General features: G+C 39.2%; 16 protein-coding genes and 1 tRNA gene. 11 read left to right on the forward strand and 6 right to left on the reverse strand.

Annotated elements, in window-relative coordinates; all coding sequences use genetic code 11:
- Window positions 1-20 precede the first annotated feature (20 nt).
- The 4 genes from F3059_RS09610 to F3059_RS09625 all read left to right on the forward strand — a co-directional run bounded on the left by F3059_RS09610 (window position 21) and on the right by F3059_RS09625 (window position 6,582).
- On the forward strand, window positions 21-4,481 hold the full coding sequence (locus F3059_RS09610) for a T9SS C-terminal target domain-containing protein (RefSeq protein WP_151168640.1): 4,461 nt from the start codon (window positions 21-23) through the stop codon (window positions 4,479-4,481).
- Between the two features lie 50 nt (window positions 4,482-4,531).
- Window positions 4,532-5,617: a PorV/PorQ family protein gene (locus F3059_RS09615; RefSeq protein ID WP_151168642.1), complete on the forward strand. Its 1,086-nt coding sequence runs from the start codon at window positions 4,532-4,534 to the stop codon at window positions 5,615-5,617.
- 90 nt (window positions 5,618-5,707) lie between these two features.
- Window positions 5,708-6,184, forward strand: coding sequence for a transcription elongation factor GreA (gene greA, locus F3059_RS09620; protein WP_151168644.1), 477 nt, complete (start codon window positions 5,708-5,710; stop codon window positions 6,182-6,184).
- A gap of 5 nt (window positions 6,185-6,189) precedes the next feature.
- Complete coding sequence (locus F3059_RS09625; RefSeq protein ID WP_151168646.1) at window positions 6,190-6,582, forward strand: HIT family protein; 393 nt, start codon at window positions 6,190-6,192, stop codon at window positions 6,580-6,582.
- Here F3059_RS09625 and ruvC read toward each other — a convergent pair.
- Window positions 6,575-7,138: a crossover junction endodeoxyribonuclease RuvC gene (gene ruvC, locus F3059_RS09630; protein ID WP_151168648.1), complete on the reverse strand. Its 564-nt coding sequence runs from the start codon at window positions 7,136-7,138 to the stop codon at window positions 6,575-6,577. The two genes, F3059_RS09625 and ruvC, sit on opposite strands and share 8 nt — an antisense overlap.
- A gap of 68 nt (window positions 7,139-7,206) precedes the next feature.
- Here ruvC and F3059_RS09635 point away from each other — a divergent pair, with 68 nt between their 5' ends.
- On the forward strand, window positions 7,207-8,160 hold the full coding sequence (locus F3059_RS09635; RefSeq protein ID WP_170265145.1) for a lysylphosphatidylglycerol synthase domain-containing protein: 954 nt from the start codon (window positions 7,207-7,209) through the stop codon (window positions 8,158-8,160).
- Between the two features lie 9 nt (window positions 8,161-8,169).
- Here F3059_RS09635 and F3059_RS13795 read toward each other — a convergent pair whose 3' ends face one another.
- Window positions 8,170-8,316 carry a hypothetical protein gene (locus tag F3059_RS13795; RefSeq protein WP_223274592.1) on the reverse strand — a complete coding sequence of 49 codons (147 nt, stop codon included), beginning with the start codon at window positions 8,314-8,316 and terminating at the stop codon, window positions 8,170-8,172.
- Between F3059_RS13795 and F3059_RS09640 the strand changes: the two genes are divergently transcribed.
- Window positions 8,306-9,208 (forward strand): glycosyltransferase family 2 protein, encoded by a 903-nt coding sequence (locus tag F3059_RS09640; protein ID WP_262713929.1) that lies wholly within the window; start codon window positions 8,306-8,308, stop codon window positions 9,206-9,208. The genes F3059_RS13795 and F3059_RS09640 overlap by 11 nt on opposite strands.
- A 1-nt stretch (window position 9,209) precedes the next feature.
- Here the strand turns inward: F3059_RS09640 and F3059_RS09645 are convergent, their stop codons facing one another.
- Genes F3059_RS09645 through F3059_RS09655 form a run of 3 tightly spaced genes read right to left on the reverse strand, consistent with a single transcriptional unit; the run spans window position 9,210 to window position 11,875 of the window.
- Window positions 9,210-10,604, reverse strand: coding sequence for a TIGR00366 family protein (locus F3059_RS09645; protein WP_151168654.1), 1,395 nt, complete (start codon window positions 10,602-10,604; stop codon window positions 9,210-9,212).
- Between the two features lie 3 nt (window positions 10,605-10,607).
- The gene (locus tag F3059_RS09650; RefSeq protein WP_151168656.1) at window positions 10,608-10,976 is read right to left on the reverse strand and encodes a DUF3127 domain-containing protein; all 369 of its coding nucleotides are present in this window, start codon (window positions 10,974-10,976) and stop codon (window positions 10,608-10,610) included.
- 2 nt (window positions 10,977-10,978) lie between these two features.
- Window positions 10,979-11,875: a flavin reductase family protein gene (locus tag F3059_RS09655; RefSeq protein ID WP_151168658.1), complete on the reverse strand. Its 897-nt coding sequence runs from the start codon at window positions 11,873-11,875 to the stop codon at window positions 10,979-10,981.
- Between the two features lie 114 nt (window positions 11,876-11,989).
- Between F3059_RS09655 and F3059_RS09660 the strand changes: the two genes are divergently transcribed.
- Window positions 11,990-12,071 (forward strand) — tRNA-Leu (locus F3059_RS09660).
- 36 nt (window positions 12,072-12,107) lie between these two features.
- On the opposite strand, the gene F3059_RS09665 is transcribed toward F3059_RS09660, so the two are convergent.
- Complete coding sequence (locus F3059_RS09665) at window positions 12,108-12,560, reverse strand: GNAT family N-acetyltransferase (RefSeq protein ID WP_151168660.1); 453 nt, start codon at window positions 12,558-12,560, stop codon at window positions 12,108-12,110.
- Between the two features lie 35 nt (window positions 12,561-12,595).
- Here F3059_RS09665 and fbp point away from each other — a divergent pair, with 35 nt between their 5' ends.
- The 4 genes from fbp to F3059_RS09685 all read left to right on the forward strand — a co-directional run bounded on the left by fbp (window position 12,596) and on the right by F3059_RS09685 (window position 18,559).
- The gene (gene fbp / locus F3059_RS09670; RefSeq protein WP_151168662.1) at window positions 12,596-13,579 is read left to right on the forward strand and encodes a class 1 fructose-bisphosphatase; all 984 of its coding nucleotides are present in this window, start codon (window positions 12,596-12,598) and stop codon (window positions 13,577-13,579) included.
- Window positions 13,580-13,681: 102 nt separating this feature from the next.
- The gene (locus F3059_RS09675; protein WP_151168664.1) at window positions 13,682-14,578 is read left to right on the forward strand and encodes a T9SS type A sorting domain-containing protein; all 897 of its coding nucleotides are present in this window, start codon (window positions 13,682-13,684) and stop codon (window positions 14,576-14,578) included.
- Window positions 14,579-14,703: 125 nt separating this feature from the next.
- Entirely contained in the window at window positions 14,704-15,546 is an 843-nt protein-coding gene (locus F3059_RS09680; protein WP_170265146.1) for a T9SS type A sorting domain-containing protein, read from the forward strand.
- Between the two features lie 91 nt (window positions 15,547-15,637).
- The gene (locus tag F3059_RS09685; RefSeq protein ID WP_151168668.1) at window positions 15,638-18,559 is read left to right on the forward strand and encodes a S8 family serine peptidase; all 2,922 of its coding nucleotides are present in this window, start codon (window positions 15,638-15,640) and stop codon (window positions 18,557-18,559) included.
- Window positions 18,560-18,584 lie beyond the last annotated feature (25 nt).

The raw sequence follows: 18,584 nt of genomic DNA on the forward strand, positions 1-18,584 counted from the left end.
TGGGTGAAAAAAATATGATTATGAAAAGCAAATTAAATCTCCTTCTTCTCTCTTTATTCCTCTTGGGGACTTCTGTTAGCGTTATTGCTAAAGAAGGTCCTTACATGGACAAAAGGAATTCAAGCGGGAAAAAAGACAATAGTAGTTCAGATATAGCTGCTAACTGTACTCCACCAACTGGATCTGAAGAGCTCAACATCAATAATACAAGAGCTTTGATTCAAACAGGTGGTGATATGTGGTGGGACCTCGTTGGTCAGGCACAATATGAAATTCCAAAATCTGAAGATGGAAATGGTCCAACAGCACTTTTTGCTGGTTCATTGTGGCTCGGTGGTCAGGATGTCTCTGGTCAGCTTAAAGTAGCGGCTCAAAGATTCCGTTCAAATGGAAATGACTTTTGGACTGGACCACTCAGTACCACAGATGCGGAAATCACACCGGAAACATGTCTTGAGTACGATGAGCACTTTTTAACTTATCGTCAGGATGTAGCACGTTTTGTTGCGTGGTATCAAGCAGGACTAGAAGGCCCGGAAGTGCAGCAGGAAAACTTTCCTGATTATCAAATACCTGAAAGTATTTTGAATTGGCCTGCTCATGGTAGAGACTATGCTCCTTATAATGAGGATTACTACTTAGCGCCATTTAATGATGTTGACGGAGATGGAAACTATAATCCACAAAACGGTGATTACCCACGTTATAATCTCGAAAATGTAGAGAACTGCGAGCAAAGAATCGTTGATATCTATGGAGACCAAAACCTATGGTGGGTATTTAACGATAAAGGAAACATCCATACTGAGTCACAGTCAGATCCAATTGGTATGGAGATCCGAGCGCAGGCATTTGCTTTTGCTACCAATGATGAGGTTAATAATATGACCTTTTACAACTATGAATTAGTTAATAGATCTTCTTTTGAACTTCAAAACACATATTTTGGTTTTTGGGTTGATCCAGATTTAGGTAACCCACAGGATGATTATGTAGGTTGTGATGTTGAAAGAGGAATGGGCTATGCCTATAACGGTGATGAGAACGATGAAGATAATCAGGGAGCTACTGGTTATGGAACTCAACCACCAGCTATTGGTGTTGACTTTTTCCAGGGACCATTTCAGGATAATGATCAAAAAGACAATTGTCTTTGCCTAAACGATTATCAGGGAGCTATAGATGATGACGGTATTCCTTATGATGGACTTGGTGTTGGTTATGGAGATGGTATACCGGATAATGAGAGACTTGGTATGCGTGCATTCTTATACCATAACAACAATACAAGTAATACCGGTGATCCTCAAAGAGGAACAGAATATTATAACTACCTAAGAAGCTTCTGGAGAGATAACTCTAGAATGGTTTATGGAGGTACTGGTTATCAAGGGAGTGTTAATCCACCATATGTTGAAGCTGATTACATGTTCCCTGGTGATTCTGATCCTATTGGATGGGGTACAGGTGGTAATCCTCAACCAATTTGGACTGAGGTAACAGCAGGTAACCAACCCTTTGATAGAAGGTTTGTTCAATCAGCTGGTCCATTCCGTCTTGCACCTGGTGCTGTAAATAATATTACAGTTGGTGTTGTATGGTCAAGAGCTAATTCTGGTGGTGCTGAGGCTTCAGTTGAAAAGCTTAGAGTTGATGATGATAAAACTCAGGCATTGTTTGATGCTTGTTTCCAATTGCTTGATGGTCCAGATGCACCAGAGGTGACAACTACTGAATTAGATAGAGAGATTATTCTAAAAATTAATAATCCTCAGATATCTAATAACTACAATGAATCTTATGCTGAAGCTGATCCATTCTTGATTCCACCAGACACACTTACTGCTGATGATGGGACTCAATACGGAAAACCTTCAGATAATTCTAGTGAAGAAAATGATGAGAACTATGAAAGGCTTGCGTTAGAGTATCAGTCTTACTTGTTCCAGGGATATCAGGTATTCCAGTTAAAAGATAACTCAGTTTCTGCATCAGATCTTTACAACAATGACCTTGCGAGACTTGTCGCTCAGTGTGATGTTAAAGATGAAATTACTGACCTGGTAAATTATGAGTTCTCTCAGGATGTAAATGCTGCAATTCCACAACCAAGAGTTGAGAATGCAGAAAATGATGGAATCCGTAAGACTTTTAGAATTACTACTGATGCTTTTGCTGAAGGTGATAACCGACTTGTAAACCATAAGACTTATTACTTTATGGTTATTGCATACGGACACAATAATTATAAGACTTACTCTCAAACACCTGACGGATTAGATGGTCAAACAGAACCATATCTTCCTTCAAGGAGGTCTTCTTCTGGACCAATTCCTGTAACTACAGTGATTCCACACAAAGTAGATCCAAGGAATGATGGTACAATCCTAAATGCTCAATATGGAGATGGTGTACCGGTTAAGAGAATTGAAGGACTTGGTAATTCTGGTTACTTCCTTGACTTGACTCCAGAATCGGAAGATGCTGTTATGAGTGGAGAGCCATGGAAAGTAGAAAACCCAATTTACGAAGCTGGTAGAAGTCCAATTGAAGTTTCAGTTATTGATCCTTTAAATGTGAAAGACGGAACTTATAGAGTTGAATTTAAAGATTCCACTTATAATTTTAGAGAGTCATCTCTCATTGCTGTAACTGGCTCAACTCTCGAAGACACTGTATTCTTTGAAAATCCAGTCAATGTACTGGGTGAGAGGTTAATTCCAGAAGCAGGTATTGGTATTACATTAGGAGATGCTATTGATCCTGGTCAAAATAACATTAATGGAGATTTAGTAGAAAATAACGGTTATATCGGAGCTGAGATTGAATTCGAAAATACAGATGATGAATGGCTTACTGGTGTAACTGACACAGATGTCAATACTTATACAAATTGGATTCGTTCTGGAAATACTGCAGAAGAAGGACAAGAGCCTTATTGGGATTATGCGTATTCTTTTAATCAAGGACTTAATGGCTTTGGTATTGATAACGATGAAAATTATGAACAAATCCTTGATGGTACGTGGGCTCCATTTAGATTAGCAACATGGAATACTCACGGTCCAGCTTTTAAATCGGCAACATTTGACTTTACTAATATTTTTAGGAATACTAATGAGATATCCCAGTCTGCTGCAGATGTTCGCTATCAAATGCAGTATCTAAATGATGTAAATATTTACTTTACATCTGATAAATCGAAATGGACTAGATGTGTTGTGCTGGAAACACAGGATGATTCGTCTCTAGCTCAGGGAAATGCAACAAAGTTATTCCCTCGAAAAGCTCCATCAGTTGATAAAGATGGTAATCCAGCAGATACATCACAGGGTCCTTCAACTAACCCAGAAAACCCTGCTTATATTTCTGAAGTTGGTATGGGTTGGTTCCCAGGCTATGCGATTGATGTACAAACTGGAGAACGCCTTAATATGGCATTTGGTGAAGATTCATATCTAACCAGTGATAATGGTGCTGATATGATATGGAATCCAACATCTGTTGTTTCTCAAGGTGTTCAGCAAGATGCGAATATTAGATTTGGAGGTAAGCATTTCGTGTATGTATTCAGAAATAATGAAGTTGAAGATGAAATGGAGTTCGTTAATCCTAATTACACGATTTTTCAAGACCCAGAGTATAGAATGCCAGCTTACGATGAAGGTCGCTTCATGATAAGCCAACTTGATGCAGATGGTAAATCTACAAACGATTTAATTAAAGATTACAGATCTGTCTATCGTGCTTGCTCTTGGACAACGATACCATTATTAAGCCCTGGAAGTGAGTTACTAAGTAGTAATGTAGTTGTTAAGCTAAGAGTCAATGAGTCTTATAAACTCTTTTCTTCAAAGGATGAAAAAAGATCAATTGGCGATGAACTTGATAATGGAGTAGAGTATCTAGTGAAACTAGGTCCTATCAAGTATTATGAGGATAATGGTGATTCTATAGCTCAGCGTTCTTTTAAGCGTGGAGATGTTATTACAGGTTTAGGATCAGGTTATTCAATAGAAAAAGTGACTTCAGGTTTCTATGATACAGGTAATGATACAGTTAACAATGTAGTCAGAACCGAAAACGCAGGTAGACCACTTTATGAGTTTACTGTAGAAGGAATGGAGCCAACTACTAATGTCAACAATATCGCAGAAGAAGCGCTCGAGTTGATCAAGGTTGTTCCTAACCCTTACTATGCGTACAGTTCTTACGAAGTTGATAAACTCGATAACCGAGTTAAAATTATCAACCTCCCAGAGCGTTGCGACATTAAGATTTACACTCTAAATGGAATCTTAGTTAGAGAATTCTCTAAGGATGATCCAAACATAAGTTCACTTGATTGGGATCTTAAAAACCATGCGAGAATTCCAATTGCAAGTGGTGTTTATCTAATTCACGTTAACGTTCCAGGCGTTGGAGAAAAAGTATTGAAATGGTTTGGAGTTATGCGTCCTGTTGACCTTGACTCATTCTAAAATTGGGAGCGTTGAAATTATTTATAAATCGACACGGAAATAATTTAAATATGAAAAGACGATATAGTGATAAAATAGTAGGTGCTGTGATTTTTGCAGCCCTTACTATTTTCTCTACGCAAACACATGCCGGAAACGAAGACCGTATCGGGGCTGCCGGAGCAACTCAGCTGTTATTAAACCCATGGGCTAGAAGTGCAGGTTTTGGTAATGCTAACTTTGCTACGGTTGAAGGTGTTGATGCAATATATGGGAACGTATCTGGTTTAGCATTTATGAATCAAACTCAGGTTGGTTTCACTCACACTCGCTACCTTGCCTCTTCAGGAATTGGAATCAATGCTATTGGACTGGGACAAAGAGTTGGTCAGGCCAGTGTTCTTGGTGTGAATGTAGTTACTATGAACTTCGGTGAAATTGAGCGAACTACTGTAAATCAGCCAGAAGGTGGTCTCGGTACTTACCGTCCAACTTTTGGGCATATCGCGCTTTCTTATGCAAGAGAGTTCTCTAATAGTATTTATGGAGGTATTACAGTTAAAGCAGTAACTGAAGGTGTAGCTGATGCTAAAGCTCAAGGAGTTGCCTTCGATGCAGGTATCCGCTATGTTACTGGTAAATACAACAACTTTAAGTTTGGAATATCATTAAAGAACATAGGTCCTAAAATGCAGTATGAAGGTGATGGACTTTCGCTGACTAATACTTTGGACGAAAAGCAGTTTACACTAGAACAAAGAACTGAAGGTTATGAACTACCATCAGTGCTAAACCTCGGTGCAAGCTATGATTTTCTTCTAGGTAATATTGCAGATTCAGCAGGAACAGACTTTGTCGCTGAACATCGAATTACAGGTGCTTTTAACTTTATGTCTAACTCATTTGGTAAAGACCAGTTTAGCTTAGGTGTTGAATATGGCCTTAAAGAGATGTTCATGGTTCGTGTTGGACTCGCTTACGAACAAGATATATTCGATAACGAAGCATCTCAAAACGTTACAACCGGACCTACAGCAGGGTTTACTGTAGCACTCCCAATTGGTGATGAAGGTAAATCTGTAGATCTTGATTACAGCTACCGCGATACCAATCCATTTGATGGTATTCACTCTATCGGATTGACACTCGATTTATAGCAGATAAATTTTCTTATTTTTGTAAAACCCGTCTCTCAAATGAGAGCACGGGTTTTTGTTTGTTTATTACAAGTAAAACAACCTATTGTCATGAGTAAAGTTAACTATTATACAGCTGAAGGTTTAGCCAGGTTGAAGGAGGAACTTAAGGATATGGAGTCAGTTCAGCGGCCTAAGATTTCTCAACAGATTGCTGATGCGAGAGATAAAGGAGACCTCTCTGAGAATGCTGAATACGATGCAGCAAAAGAAGCTCAGGGTCTACTCGAAGCTAAAATTGCCAAACTCAAAGAAGCAATAAGCAATGCCAGAGTTGTTGATGAAAGCCAACTCGATGACTCTAAGGCGCTCATTCTTTCTTACGTTACGATTAAGAATACAGCGAATGGAAAGAAAATGAAATATCAACTCGTTGCCCCTAAAGAAGCCGATTTGAAGAGTGGAAAGATTTCAGTTGATTCTCCTATCGGGAAGGGACTGCTTGGAAAAGAAGTTGGCGATATCGCTGAAGTAGAAGTCCCCACCGGTAAAGTGAAATTTGAAGTAGTAGAAATTGCTAGAGGTTAATCGTTATGGCTACAATTTTCACTAAACTGATCAACGGAGAGCTGCCTTCTTACAAGGTTTATGAAGATGATAAAACGTTTGCTTTTCTCGATATTAATCCTATCGCTGAAGGCCATTTACTTGTTGTACCTAAGAAGGAAGTCGATTACATATTCGATCTCGATCCTGAAACGCTTTCGCACTTACATCTTACTGCCCAAAAAATTGCAAAAGCGATGGATAAAGTATTCGATTGCGAAAGAGTAGGCGTTGCTGTTGTGGGTCTCGAAGTTCCGCATGCCCACATCCATCTTATTCCGATCAACGGGGTTCACGACATTGACTTTTCTCGTCCTAAAATTGATTTCTCTGAACAAGAATTTAAGTCGATACAGCAAAAAATTACTAACGCTATTTAATCTTACCGGGGTTCTGACTAATAAAGGATCCCCATCCCTTGTATTTATTTTGGTCAGATCCCTGAGCACCACCCTGAAAATGGTGGCAAACCGCTACAGATAGTCCGTCAGTAGCATCGAGGTGTTTCGGCATCTTTTCTTCTTCGATTTTCAAAAGTTTTTGGAGCATTTTAGCAACCTGCTCCTTTGATGCTGATCCAGATCCGGTAATGCTCTGCTTAATTTTCCGGGGGCTGTATTCCGTCATGGGAATGTCGCGGTAAACCGCAGCAGCTATTGCTACACCCTGGGCTCTGCCCAATTTCAACATACTCTGCACATTTTTACCGAAAAAAGGAGCTTCAATCGCCAGCTCATCAGGATGGTACTCATCGATTAAGTTAAGCGTTCGTTCAAAAATCTTTTTAAGTTTCTGTGCCTGATTATTTAACTTTTTCAAATGAATTTCACCCATCTGAACAAGTTCCATCTTTTTATCACGAATAACGATAATTCCATACCCAGTAATAGTCGTCCCGGGATCTATTCCTAATATGATCTGCTCGGCTTTTTGCAATGTAGTATCTTTGATGTTTTATGTGCGCAAGTTACCCCAAATATAAAGCTACTCTGTCCCTAAACAACGTGATTAAGGGAATTATTTTCCTGTTGGCAGTTGGCTTTTTAATAAGGCACATTAGTGAAAATGCACAATCTGTAAATTTTGAATTCCAGTTTTCCGGTTTTCAGGTTCTGGCTATTGTTGCTGCTATTTTACTGGTTCCGGCCAATTGGCTTATTGAATCCTGGAAATGGCATATTCTCCTTAAAAAAACTGATCAAACCAGTTTTAAAACTGCAGTTGGAGCTACTTTAAACGGTCTCGTATTCAGTTCTATGTTGCCTAACAGGGTGGGTGAAACACTTGGCAGAACGCTTTATCTATCACCAAAGAACAGAACAAATGGAGCATTTCATTCATTGTTAACATCAGCTGCACAGCTCACAACTACATTAATCATAGGGCTTTTAGCTTTGCCTTTTTATTTTGTAGTGATTGACCAGGAATTGAGTTTAGGCTTGTCTATCTTGAGTTTATCTGCTCCGGTTCTCATTTTGATCGGTTATTTTAACCTTAAAACAGTCTTTAAATTAGTGAGCAACTGGAAATGGGTGAGAAAGAAATTATCAAAACACAATGAAGCATTTGGGCGGTACAGCAATTTGCAACTCATACACGTGTTGTCGCTAAGCATTTTTCGTTATTTTATATTTAGTCTGCAGTTCACATTGTTAATTTTTGCTTTTGAGTCAGGGTTCTCATTTTTTCATGCGTTTGTCTCAATTCCGGTTATTTATTTGCTAACTACCACAATTCCCAGTTTTAGCCTTGCTGAACTTGGCCTTAGAGAATCTGTAGCCGTATTAATTTTGGGAGCGCTCAACTACTCAATAGCTCCAATATTGGCTTCAACTTTTTCAATTTGGCTTCTGAACATTGCAGCTCCAACATTCTTTGGGTTGGCACTTCTCTTAATCAGGAAACTAAACGTATTACCTTTACGCCAAAATGTATTTTCAGGCGCTACAAATCGTTAGTTTCATTATTTATGCAGCAGTTCTGCTGTATGTATTAAAAATACTGAGAAGAAAATCTCCGTTTCGGTCAGAGCCTAACAATACACCCGTTTCCTTATCGGTTATTGTACCATTCAAAAACGAAGCGTCAAACCTGCCGGCACTTTTGAATTCCATTTGCGAGTTGAAGAATCCGAATTTTGATGTAGAATTCATTTTTGTAAACGACCATTCAGAAGATGATTTTCTGGATCTTTTTTCGTCAGATCTCAATTTCCCCTATTCCATAATTGAAAGTAACGGGAACGGAAAAAAAGAAGCACTTCAAACAGGTATAGAAAAAGCAAAAGGAAATTATATTGCCACAACTGATGCTGACTGTGTATTACCATCAAATTGGCTGGTCGATATAAATGATGCTGAGAAAAACGATATGCTCATCGGGCCGGTTGTAGTTTCAAATCATGATGGTTCATTCCTCAGCGACTTTCAGTACTTCGAATCAATTGTATTACTGGGATTGTCAAAATCAACAATCAAGATCAACAAACCGATTTCTGCCAGCGGAGCAAATTTGATTTTTAGTAAAAAAGCATTTCAGGATGTTGGAGGATACGATGCGCATACGCATCAAAAATCCGGAGATGATTATTTTCTTCTGAATGATTTTTACGCAAAAGGGTATTCAATTTCGTGGCTTGATAATGCCAGTCCGGTTTACACTCAGCCAGTAAACTCGGTTAAAAAACTCATCAGGCAAAAAACGCGCTGGGTGAGAAAAACAAAAGGTAAAATGCCTTTTCATACTGTTATCTTAGGAGCTGTTATTCTTTTGGTGAATTTTACTGTTGTCGTTTCAACCCTCGGAGTAATTGTAGGTTATTTACCATCAGTTTTTTTAATAGCGAATTTGCTTAAAGCTTTTATTGACGTACTCTACATCCAGAGTGTATCAAAAAATGAAGGATTGTTTTTCTGTTTCAGAAAAGCATTTTTATCCGGCTTGATTTACCCTTTTTATTTCGCAACAGTGAGTGTGTTGTCGCTTTTCAGGGGATCTGACTGGTAATTTAAAAAAGGAAAATTGCAGCGGAGCAAATAACAAACCCAACCGCCATCAAGATGAGAGTAAAGGGCAAAATCTGTTTGGCCTTGAGTCCGGTGATTCCGAGTAAAGGCAGCGCCCAAAAAGGTTGTAACATATTTGTGAGCTGATCGCCATAAGCCATAGCCATGATGCCTTTTGTAAAAGTAATATCGAGATCGAGGGCAGCCTGAATAATAATAGGACCCTGAATGGCCCATTGTCCGCCACCACTTGGCACAAACACATTTACGAGTCCGGCACTGATGAAAGTGAAAAACGGATAACTCTGCGAACCGGCATTGTTAGCGATAAACTGGGAAATATCAGCTACCATTCCCGAGTCTTTCATGATGCCCATAATCCCAAAATAGAGTGGGAATTGAATGAGGATTCCGGCCGCTCCACTAATCGCATCTCCTACAGCTTTAGTGAAATTGTGAAAAGATTGATGCATCACAAGTGCCAGCCCGAGTAAAAGGAGGTTGATGTTGTTGGGAGTGAAAAAGTTAAATGGATTGTCGAGGTTGAAAAGGATAAGAATTGCTGTCAACAAGACAATTGCCCCAAACAAAATTCCACTCCATTTTGAATGATCAATCTGCTCGGCTCCTTCAATGATTTCCTGTTCGCTCTCTTTGTAGGAGATCTTGAGGTTGAGCGGCTCCGGCTTCGTGTTCTGACCAATAATGTACAACACAGCTGGAATCAGGATCAGAAATGCGAGCGAAACAACGATGTTCATATTCCCGAAAACAGTTTCCTGAAAGGTGATGCTCTCCGGAACCTTGGCCAGCATGGCAGAGTCGAGCTTGTCGCTCACGAGTGACTTTAAATGACCGGGCTCGGCAACTTTGATGAGTGAGGAACCGGAAAATCCTCCGTGCCAAACGAGCAGTCCGGTGTAGCCCGCAGCTCCCACAACGGGATAGTTAATTCTGATCTGGTGACGCTGGGCGTATTCAGCAACTTTGCGAGCAAAAACAGCTCCAAAAATGAGGGCGAGTCCCCAGTTGAACAATCCAACTAAAATGGTAAAAAAAGCAACGATCGAAGCAGCCTTTGCTGTGGTGTTACAAGCCCCCAAAAACCGATCGATGAATTGTGAAACAGGTTTGCTCAACGCCAATGTGTGACCCAAAACGAGGATCAACATCATTTGCATGGCAAAGATCATGAGTCCGCCATTCCACAAACCATCTTTCCAAAAAAAGAGGAGCTCAATCCAGTAAGGATCTTGCTCCTCTGTAACGTTATTTCCACCAGTATCGGTGAAAAGTAAAGCCAGTAAATAAGTGACTACCGATAAAATAACAGCGATAGCAAACGGAGATGGGAGTAAACGTTTAAATAATCGCGCAAATTGATCGGTTAAGTGCATTATTTAAAATGGTAAATCATCATCGTTGTTATCATCTGCCGGAACATCAAATGCTGCGTCATTTTCAGGTGGTGGAGGTGGCATTGATGGTCCTCCGCCCTGTTTGGCTTGTGCCTCAGCCTTTTCAATTTTCCACGCGTTGAGATTGACAAAATAGCGCCCGTTGTATTCGTTTCCGCGAAGGTTGAAGTGAACAGTAACTTCTTCGCCTTTTTGGTGTCCGTCAATCATGTCACACTTGTCGTTGTACAATTCCAGCTTAATATCCTGTGGATACTGTTCCTGAGTTGTTACAACGAATTCGCGTTTTTTAAATCCGCTCTTGAATTCCTGAGCGTCAAATATTTCTTTGATTTTTCCGTGAATGTCCATAATTATCTGTCGTTAAAAGTAAGTAGTGTTTTCCAGGCTTCTTCAACTTTTCCCTGGCTCAACAATTCTTTAGCTATTTTATGTAGTTCGAGTTCCAGTTTAGGCGCATCATCTTGAAGGTCAACAAAAAGATCGCTCAACTCAGTGAGCTTGTAATCGTTCACTTCTGTTTCATCAGGAAGTTCGTCCACATTGCCTAATCTTCCCAGGTCATTTCCGGTCAGAACCGTAGAGTTGCGGATATCCTCAGGGATCTGATCAACACCGATACCCAAACTTCTCAATGGCTTTGGAATTTCAAAGAGCGCATCTCCGCTGGCACGGCAATAATAAGATCCGCCCATGCGCGCAACGAGGTCGATTTTTTGCTGATCGATCGATCCGTTTTCGTCAAGGACATCTTCGTTGATGTGGATCATCACAATCTCACAAACGATTAAATTTCCGGCACCGCCTTCAGTTCCTGTTTCAATGATGTCTTTCACTTTGCACTCGAGTTGAACCGGACTTTCTTTTACTCTGAAAGGTTTCACCAATTCAGATTTAATGGGGGTGAGTCCTGATTTTTCAAATTCGTTGACGCCATCACCGTATTCCGTACTCGACAAGCTCATTTGCTCAACGATCGGGTAATTTACGATGTTGATCACCACTTCACCGGTTGCTTTTGCATTTTCGAGTGTGTGCTTGGTTGTGTTGTTGCGTACCCTGCGAGCAGGTGAGAATATAGCGATTGGCGGATTAGACCCAAAGGCATTAAAGAAAGAAAACGGACTCAGGTTTGGATTCCCGTCTTCGTCAATTGTACTTGCAAAAGCGATGGGTCGTGGAGCAATAGCGCCCAGCATGTAGCCGTGCAATTTTGCTGTTTCCGTATTTTTAGGATCTACTTTTAGCATGTATTGATTGTTTTGTTGAGCAAAAATAAGGATTGAGTTGAGTTAGAGAAGGTGATTAAAGTTTTGCAATTTAAAATTAATTATATCTTTGCCGCCCGTTCACGCAACACCAATGCGGGTGTGGTGGAATTGGTAGACACGCTAGATTTAGGATCTAGTGCCGCGAGGCGTGTGGGTTCGACTCCCTCCACCCGCACTTAAAAGCCGTCATTTGACGGCTTTTTTTTGTTTGTTACAACTTCAACTGAACGTTTAGCCATTCACCATCAAAGTCGGCTCCCAGCTTTTTGTAGAAGTTGATAGCCGATTCATTCCAATCGAGAACCTGCCATTCAAAACGTCCCATTTTTTCTTTCTTCGCCTTTTCTTTTAAAGCTGAAACGAGTTTTTCGCCAATTCCCTTCCTGCGGTGTTTTGCTGATACGATCAGGTCTTCGAGATACAGGCTGGGACCTTTCCACGTTGAATATTTGTAATAATACAGCGCAATGCCTGCTATTTCGTTATCCACTTCGGCTACAAGGAATTCGTAGTAAGGGTTCTGACCAAAACCGTGTTCACGTAATTGGTCAACTGTTACATCGACTGCATCGGGTTCTTTCTCAAAGATGGCCAGTTCTACGATCAATTTGTGAAGAGCCTCACAATCATTTTCAGTTCCTTTCCTGATCGTTACTTTTTCCATTGCATTACATTTGCGTTGAACAAAACAAGATTATCATGGCGAAGTTAACCACACTCGAGGAGTTTATAGTTGACAGACAACAGGAGTTTCCGTATGCATCAGGCGAATTATCGGGGCTTTTGAGTTCAATTGTGCTGGCTTCTAAGGTTGTGAACAGGGAGATTAATAAAGCCGGACTGGTTGATATTACCGGATCTGCAGGTGAAGAAAATGTTCAGGGTGAGGAGCAGCAAAAGCTCGATGTGTATGCCAATGAAAAATTTCAGGCAGCGCTCGAATCTTTGGGTGAAGTTTGCGGAGTAGCCTCTGAGGAAGATGATGATTTTGTGGCGTTCAAATCTAAAGAAGCACTCAACGGGAAATACGTGGTGTTGACTGATCCGCTCGATGGATCTTCAAATATTGATGTAAACGTATCAATCGGAACGATTTTTTCCATTTACAGGCGACAGTCAGAACCGGGAAAGCCGGCTGAGTTGCGTGATTTCCTGCAAAAAGGAACAGAGCAAATTGCAGCGGGTTATGTGATTTACGGTTCTTCTACAATGCTGGTTTATTCGACCGGACACGGAGTCAATGGTTTTACTTTGGATCCATCTCTCGGGACGTATTACCTCAGTCATCCTGACCTCAAAACTCCTTCAAACGGAAAAATTTATTCCATTAACGAAGGAAATATTCAGTTATGCGAAAAAGGAGTTCAGGATTATGTAGAAAAATGTCAGGATGAAAAAAAGCCTCACAAGGCACGTTACATTGGTTCGCTCGTAGCTGATTTTCACCGCAACTTACTCAAGGGCGGGATTTACCTGTACCCGGCTACAACTAAAGCAAAAAACGGGAAGTTGAGATTGTTGTACGAATGTAATCCGCTCGCTTTTATTGCTGAGCAGGCTGGGGGTAGAGCAACAGACGGACACCAGCGCATCATGGAAATTGAACCAAAAGAGCTGCATCAGCGCACTCCTTACTTCATCGGATCTGAACAAATGGTGAAGGATCTGGAAGCGTGTCTGTAAAATAAATGTAGTTATTGGGTACTAGTTGGTGGTTTTCAGTCTCAAAGTTGAACGAGTTTGTTGATATTCCTTATATTAGGGTTCTAACTCGAAAAACTTGATATGCTCATTCATTGGAATCAGGGTAAATTTTTTTTCAGTTTATTCATTTGCTTTTCATTCTCAATTGGAGCTAAATCCCAGTGCATTGCTGATGCGGGGAATGATACTATAATTTGTTGGGGTAGTTTTATGAGATCCAATGATTCATTGTTTTTAGGTGGTGAAAATCCGGCTATTACCGGTTATACCTATAAGTGGGAGGTGGATGATGCTTTCACAGCGTCAATTGTTTTAGATGACACAACAAAAGCTAATCCAATGATAGAGAATTGGTGGGGAGGAGAGCCCTTTGATTTCTACTTGACAGTTATTGACAGTGTAGGAAATATTTGTAGAGACACAGTGACAGTAGCTTATTGTCAATACGTTCTTAGCGCTTTTGATGTCAGGTATTTTATTAATGAAGGTGATTCTGTGCAGATTGGAGGTAGTTTTGATTTTAATTATCAAAATCCTCATTGTGGGGATTTACAAGTTTTAGGTTGGAGTCCAAATTATGCGATATCGGATACACTGGCTTCTCGTCCAATCGTTTGGCCGGACACAAATGTTTGGTATGGAGTTAATGTTGAAGATTCGTGTAGTTGTCAAGTGCCAACTCATATCAATAAAGTATATGTTACTCCAACAGGATACGATGAAAGAACCAAAAATAACGGGAAAGTGAATATCCATCCCAACCCTTTCTCATCCATCACAACTTTTACTTTTCATGATCGGAGCCTGAAAACACTCGAAGTTTACGACAATGCAGGAAAGCAGGTTCGAGTTGAAAATATCAATTCCAATAGAACAGAGTTTAACAGAAAAGAACTGAAGCCCGGGGTTTATTTCTTCAGGGTTTTCGATTCAAATAGAGAATTGATCGATCGAGGAAAACTCGTGATTACAGATTAAGAATTAGGGTTGCTTTTTGTTTTTGAATTAACTTTTATTAAGTTTGGGATATGTTAAAAGGTTGCGGTATAGTCTTTTTTTTAAGATTGTTAATATGTACTTGTTTTATATTTAGCGTTAATGTAGTGCAGTCTCAGTGCAATGCTGATGCGGGTAACGATACCATCATTTGTGGTACTTCATCGCAATCACTCGTCCTTGGAGGAGATGTAGTGGCACAAGGTGGTACTCCGCCTTATACATACAAGTGGGAAGCTGAAGAATATTTGTTGAATGAGAAAAAAACAGCGTCTTTCTTTCTCGATGATACAACAAAAGCTAATCCTGAATTTGTGGAGGTGTGGGACAAGTCGGTTTCTTTTAAACTGACAGTTACTGATAGTTTGGGTAATTCTTGCTCAGATAGCGTTAAGGTGATTTTTTGTGCTTATTCTTTTAATTATAACACAACTCATCATTTTATTAGCCCAGGAGATACAGTTGATATTGGTCCTGCTACAAGCCCCTATTTAGATAATCCGGATTGTGGCTCATTTATGTTTACCGGATGGACACCTGATTATGCAATATCAGATCCGATGTCTCTATCTCCTAAAGTGTGGCCAGATTCATCAGTTACATATCAGGGTACATTTGAAGATACCATAGGTTGTTATACAGTCTTTTCAAACACATCTCATAGTGTTAAAGTGATTTCAACTGGGATAGAAGAAAGTATAGAAACAGAAGATGACGTTAAAATAAAGCCTAATCCTTTCTCAATCTCTACAACTTTTACTTTTTACGATCAGGGTGCAAAAAAACTCAACGTTTATAATAGTGCAGGAAAGAGAGTTCGTAATGAGGAAATTAAATCTAATATAGCAGTGTTTAATAGAATGGGACTAAAAGCTGGAGTTTATTTCTTTAGAGTATTTGATATGAATAGTAGTGAGGTACACTCAGGGAAGTTCGTTATTATGAATTGAAAATCGATTGCGTAGTGTTTTTGTTAAAAGGACAATTTAATGATTACAAATTTTTCAGTCTTGTATTTTGTAAATCTATAATGCCATTAGTATGATACGTTTTGTTATTCTTCTTCTTTTTTCTTTAATCTGTTATTTATCTAAAGCGCAATTTGTTGATAAAGAATTACAATTAAGGTTAACCGATAACTCATTGTTTCCGGATGTTGAAATTGAAGGAGGGGACACTAACTATTTTTTTGAGAATGTTGCCTTGAATGAATTGATGAATGACTATAATTTGCGTTCTTTTAGGAGGGTTTTTAGAAACCTTGATACTGAGGATTCACTGATGACATTTGTTGATTTGAGATGTGATTGTGATGAGAATGAATTAATGTCTTCTTTAGACAGTATCAATGATAGTATATCATACTTTGAATTCATTTTAAGAATGCCAAAGTCTTTTCCAACTCATACGCCTAATGATTATGGCGATACAGGGGGAGACATAGAAAAGCAACCAGCATTAGAGTATGTTAGAGCTAAAGAAGCTTGGGATATAACTACTGGAGATCCAAATGTAAATATTGCAATAGTTGAATTGGGAGGTTATGATGCATCTACTCATGAGGATATTCAAAATGATATTTCATATGTTGAGCCAGGAGCAAATCTTCCTTCTTCACTTTCAACGTATGGTAAACATGGTAATCAAGTTGCAGGGTTTGCATCTGCATCTACTAACAACGGTAAAGGGATAAGTGCAATTGGTTACAACACAAGTTTGATGCTATATGGAAGACCCGCCTCAAACTCTTCTTGGAGTTCAGTTGGAAGTATTATTGATGCTGTTCAGCGAGGTGCTGATGTTATAAGTTTGAGTTTTGGATCTTTAGATAAAAGACCGGCTAGAGAAGCAGCCATTAAATATGCTTATTCTAATGATGTAATAGTTATAGCTAGTGCAGGTAACGGAGCCTGTATGGAAAGAAGCATGGTTTGCGGAGAAGATGTTGATTGTGAGGATTGTAACATCCAAGGTAAATTTTGCAATAATGAAACTATTCAATTAGGTTATGGGAATTGTAAGGTTTATCCAGCTGCATTAGATGAAACAATATCAGTTACATCTATAGGTCATAGAAACGAACCAGGGTATATTAGTTGGGATAATAAAAAAACTAACTGGAAAGATTATCATGGAGGTCAGGTAGATGATCCTTATTATTTTTTTCATACACTTAATTATAATGACATTTCAGCACCCGGTTGGTATGTATATACCACATCTATTAATGATGGCTACACTTTTAAATCTGGAACTTCATTTTCTGCTCCGATGGTAGCAGGAGCTTGTGCATTAGTTGCGTCAACAAATAGTTGTTTGTCAGCTAGGGTGATAGAAAATATTGTATTACAAACTGCTAATGATGACATTTATGAAATACCTCATAATCAGCAGTTTGGCAAAGGGCTTGGAGAAGGGAAACTTGATGCGTACGCAGCAGTTAAGTATGCAAGCGAGTTCACAAATTCACTGGATTTGTTTTTGAAAGATAGAGATGATGACTGGGGTGATGAAGATGGGCCACTCAGAAATACGGTTTTAGATGAAAGTCCTGATATTTGGATTAGAAATCAGCCTGATGGCCGTACAAATCAGGTTCATCAGGATCCTGAATTTCAAAATGGTGACCCTGTTTGGGTATACGTTAGAGTTCGGAATAAAAGTTGCTCTCCCTCTAATGGTGAAGGATCTTTAGCTTTATACTGGACTAAATCTGCCAGCTCTTCTTCATGGCCTCAAAACTGGGATGGAACTGATCCCGATGTAGGTAACTTGATAGGCAAACCTAATATCCCTCTTATTATGCCTGGGGAGGAATTTATTCTTCAATTCGAATGGAACTTGTCTGAAGATGCTAATCCTTATTTGTTGAATAATTGGTCAAGTTGTTTGTTAGCGAGAATTGAAGACTCACAAACTGATCCTATTACAAATCATCCTAATAGATTATTCAAAGAAACCTTTTTTAATAATAACATAGCAATTAAAAATGTTACAATAGTAGATTTACTCGATGGTAAAAAGGCGCCTGGCTGGATAGAAGATGGTCAGATTTTCTACCCGCATGGAAGGAATATGTATGTGGGAAATAGTACAAATCAAACTGAAACATATGATATAGAGTTTGAGTTTGATGAAAATCACTTTGGGTCAACTATTCTAGATGAAGCTGAAGTTACGGTGAGTTTTGATGATGATGGTTGGGAACTTGTTGAGGATATCGTAAACGAAAACCCTTCAGTTGATGTTGTGGCTGATAATACCATCCAATTATTAGATGATTCTCTAAGATTGACTGGCGTTACTTTTCCAGCTAACACAAGACATCCAATTTATGTTGGAGCTTCCTATTTAGTAGATAGTGTCTCAAGCTATCAAAATACAAGACTTCATGTAAATCAATACAACTCTGTTACAGATTCAATCATTGGAGGTGTACACTATGAAGTAAGGAAAGACTCTTCAAGAAGCTTGTTTAATGCGAACATTAATGCAACTGATGAAACAATTAATAGAGGTGACAGTGTTTCGCTGTCAGCTAGTAGCATCGGAGAACAAGCGTTCTACTTTTGGTATGATGAAAATGGAAGCTTAATTGATACAAATAAGCAAATAGTAGTAAGTCCACTTACTACACATGAATACAGGTTAGGTGTTTTGGCTAAAAATGATAGTTACAAGGATTATGATGAAATCACAATTAATGTAAATCAACACTGGATTGATGACATATCTCCTAATCCTGTAAGTACTGAGTTAAGCGTTAACTATACGATTACAGGAACACCAACCAGTACATTAACTGTAATTAATTCAATGGGAAATACCTTGTTAACGCAGAATATTTCACCAACAAACTCTTCGGCAACTATTGATGTAACATCTTTAGTTAGCGGTAATTATACCTTATTATTGAATTGTGATGGTAATGCTGTTGATTCAGAGTCGTTTATTGTGAATTGAGTCCTGCTAGCATGTGAAATATTAA

Origin of the sequence: Salibacter halophilus (assembly GCF_008806325.1) — a bacterium.
In the GTDB taxonomy this organism is placed as follows: Bacteria; Bacteroidota; Bacteroidia; order Flavobacteriales_G; family Salibacteraceae; genus Salibacter; species Salibacter halophilus.

Bases quoted from the DNA above. Each gene is read 5' to 3' on its own strand.
- F3059_RS09610 (WP_151168640.1), top strand. From the start codon at position 21: ATGAAAAGCAAATTAAATCTCCTTCTTCTCTCTTTATTCCTCTTGGGG.
- F3059_RS09615 (WP_151168642.1), top strand. From the start codon at position 4,532: ATGAAAAGACGATATAGTGATAAAATAGTAGGTGCTGTGATTTTTGCA.
- greA (WP_151168644.1), top strand. From the start codon at position 5,708: ATGAGTAAAGTTAACTATTATACAGCTGAAGGTTTAGCCAGGTTGAAG.
- F3059_RS09625 (WP_151168646.1), top strand. From the start codon at position 6,190: ATGGCTACAATTTTCACTAAACTGATCAACGGAGAGCTGCCTTCTTAC.
- F3059_RS13795 (WP_223274592.1), bottom strand. From the start codon at position 8,316: ATGGAATTCAAAAGTGCCGGCAGGTTTGACGCTTCGTTTTTGAATGGT.
- F3059_RS09645 (WP_151168654.1), bottom strand. From the start codon at position 10,604: ATGCACTTAACCGATCAATTTGCGCGATTATTTAAACGTTTACTCCCA.
- F3059_RS09650 (WP_151168656.1), bottom strand. From the start codon at position 10,976: ATGGACATTCACGGAAAAATCAAAGAAATATTTGACGCTCAGGAATTC.
- F3059_RS09655 (WP_151168658.1), bottom strand. From the start codon at position 11,875: ATGCTAAAAGTAGATCCTAAAAATACGGAAACAGCAAAATTGCACGGC.
- F3059_RS09665 (WP_151168660.1), bottom strand. From the start codon at position 12,560: ATGGAAAAAGTAACGATCAGGAAAGGAACTGAAAATGATTGTGAGGCT.
- fbp (WP_151168662.1), top strand. From the start codon at position 12,596: ATGGCGAAGTTAACCACACTCGAGGAGTTTATAGTTGACAGACAACAG.
- F3059_RS09675 (WP_151168664.1), top strand. From the start codon at position 13,682: ATGCTCATTCATTGGAATCAGGGTAAATTTTTTTTCAGTTTATTCATT.
- F3059_RS09685 (WP_151168668.1), top strand. From the start codon at position 15,638: ATGATACGTTTTGTTATTCTTCTTCTTTTTTCTTTAATCTGTTATTTA.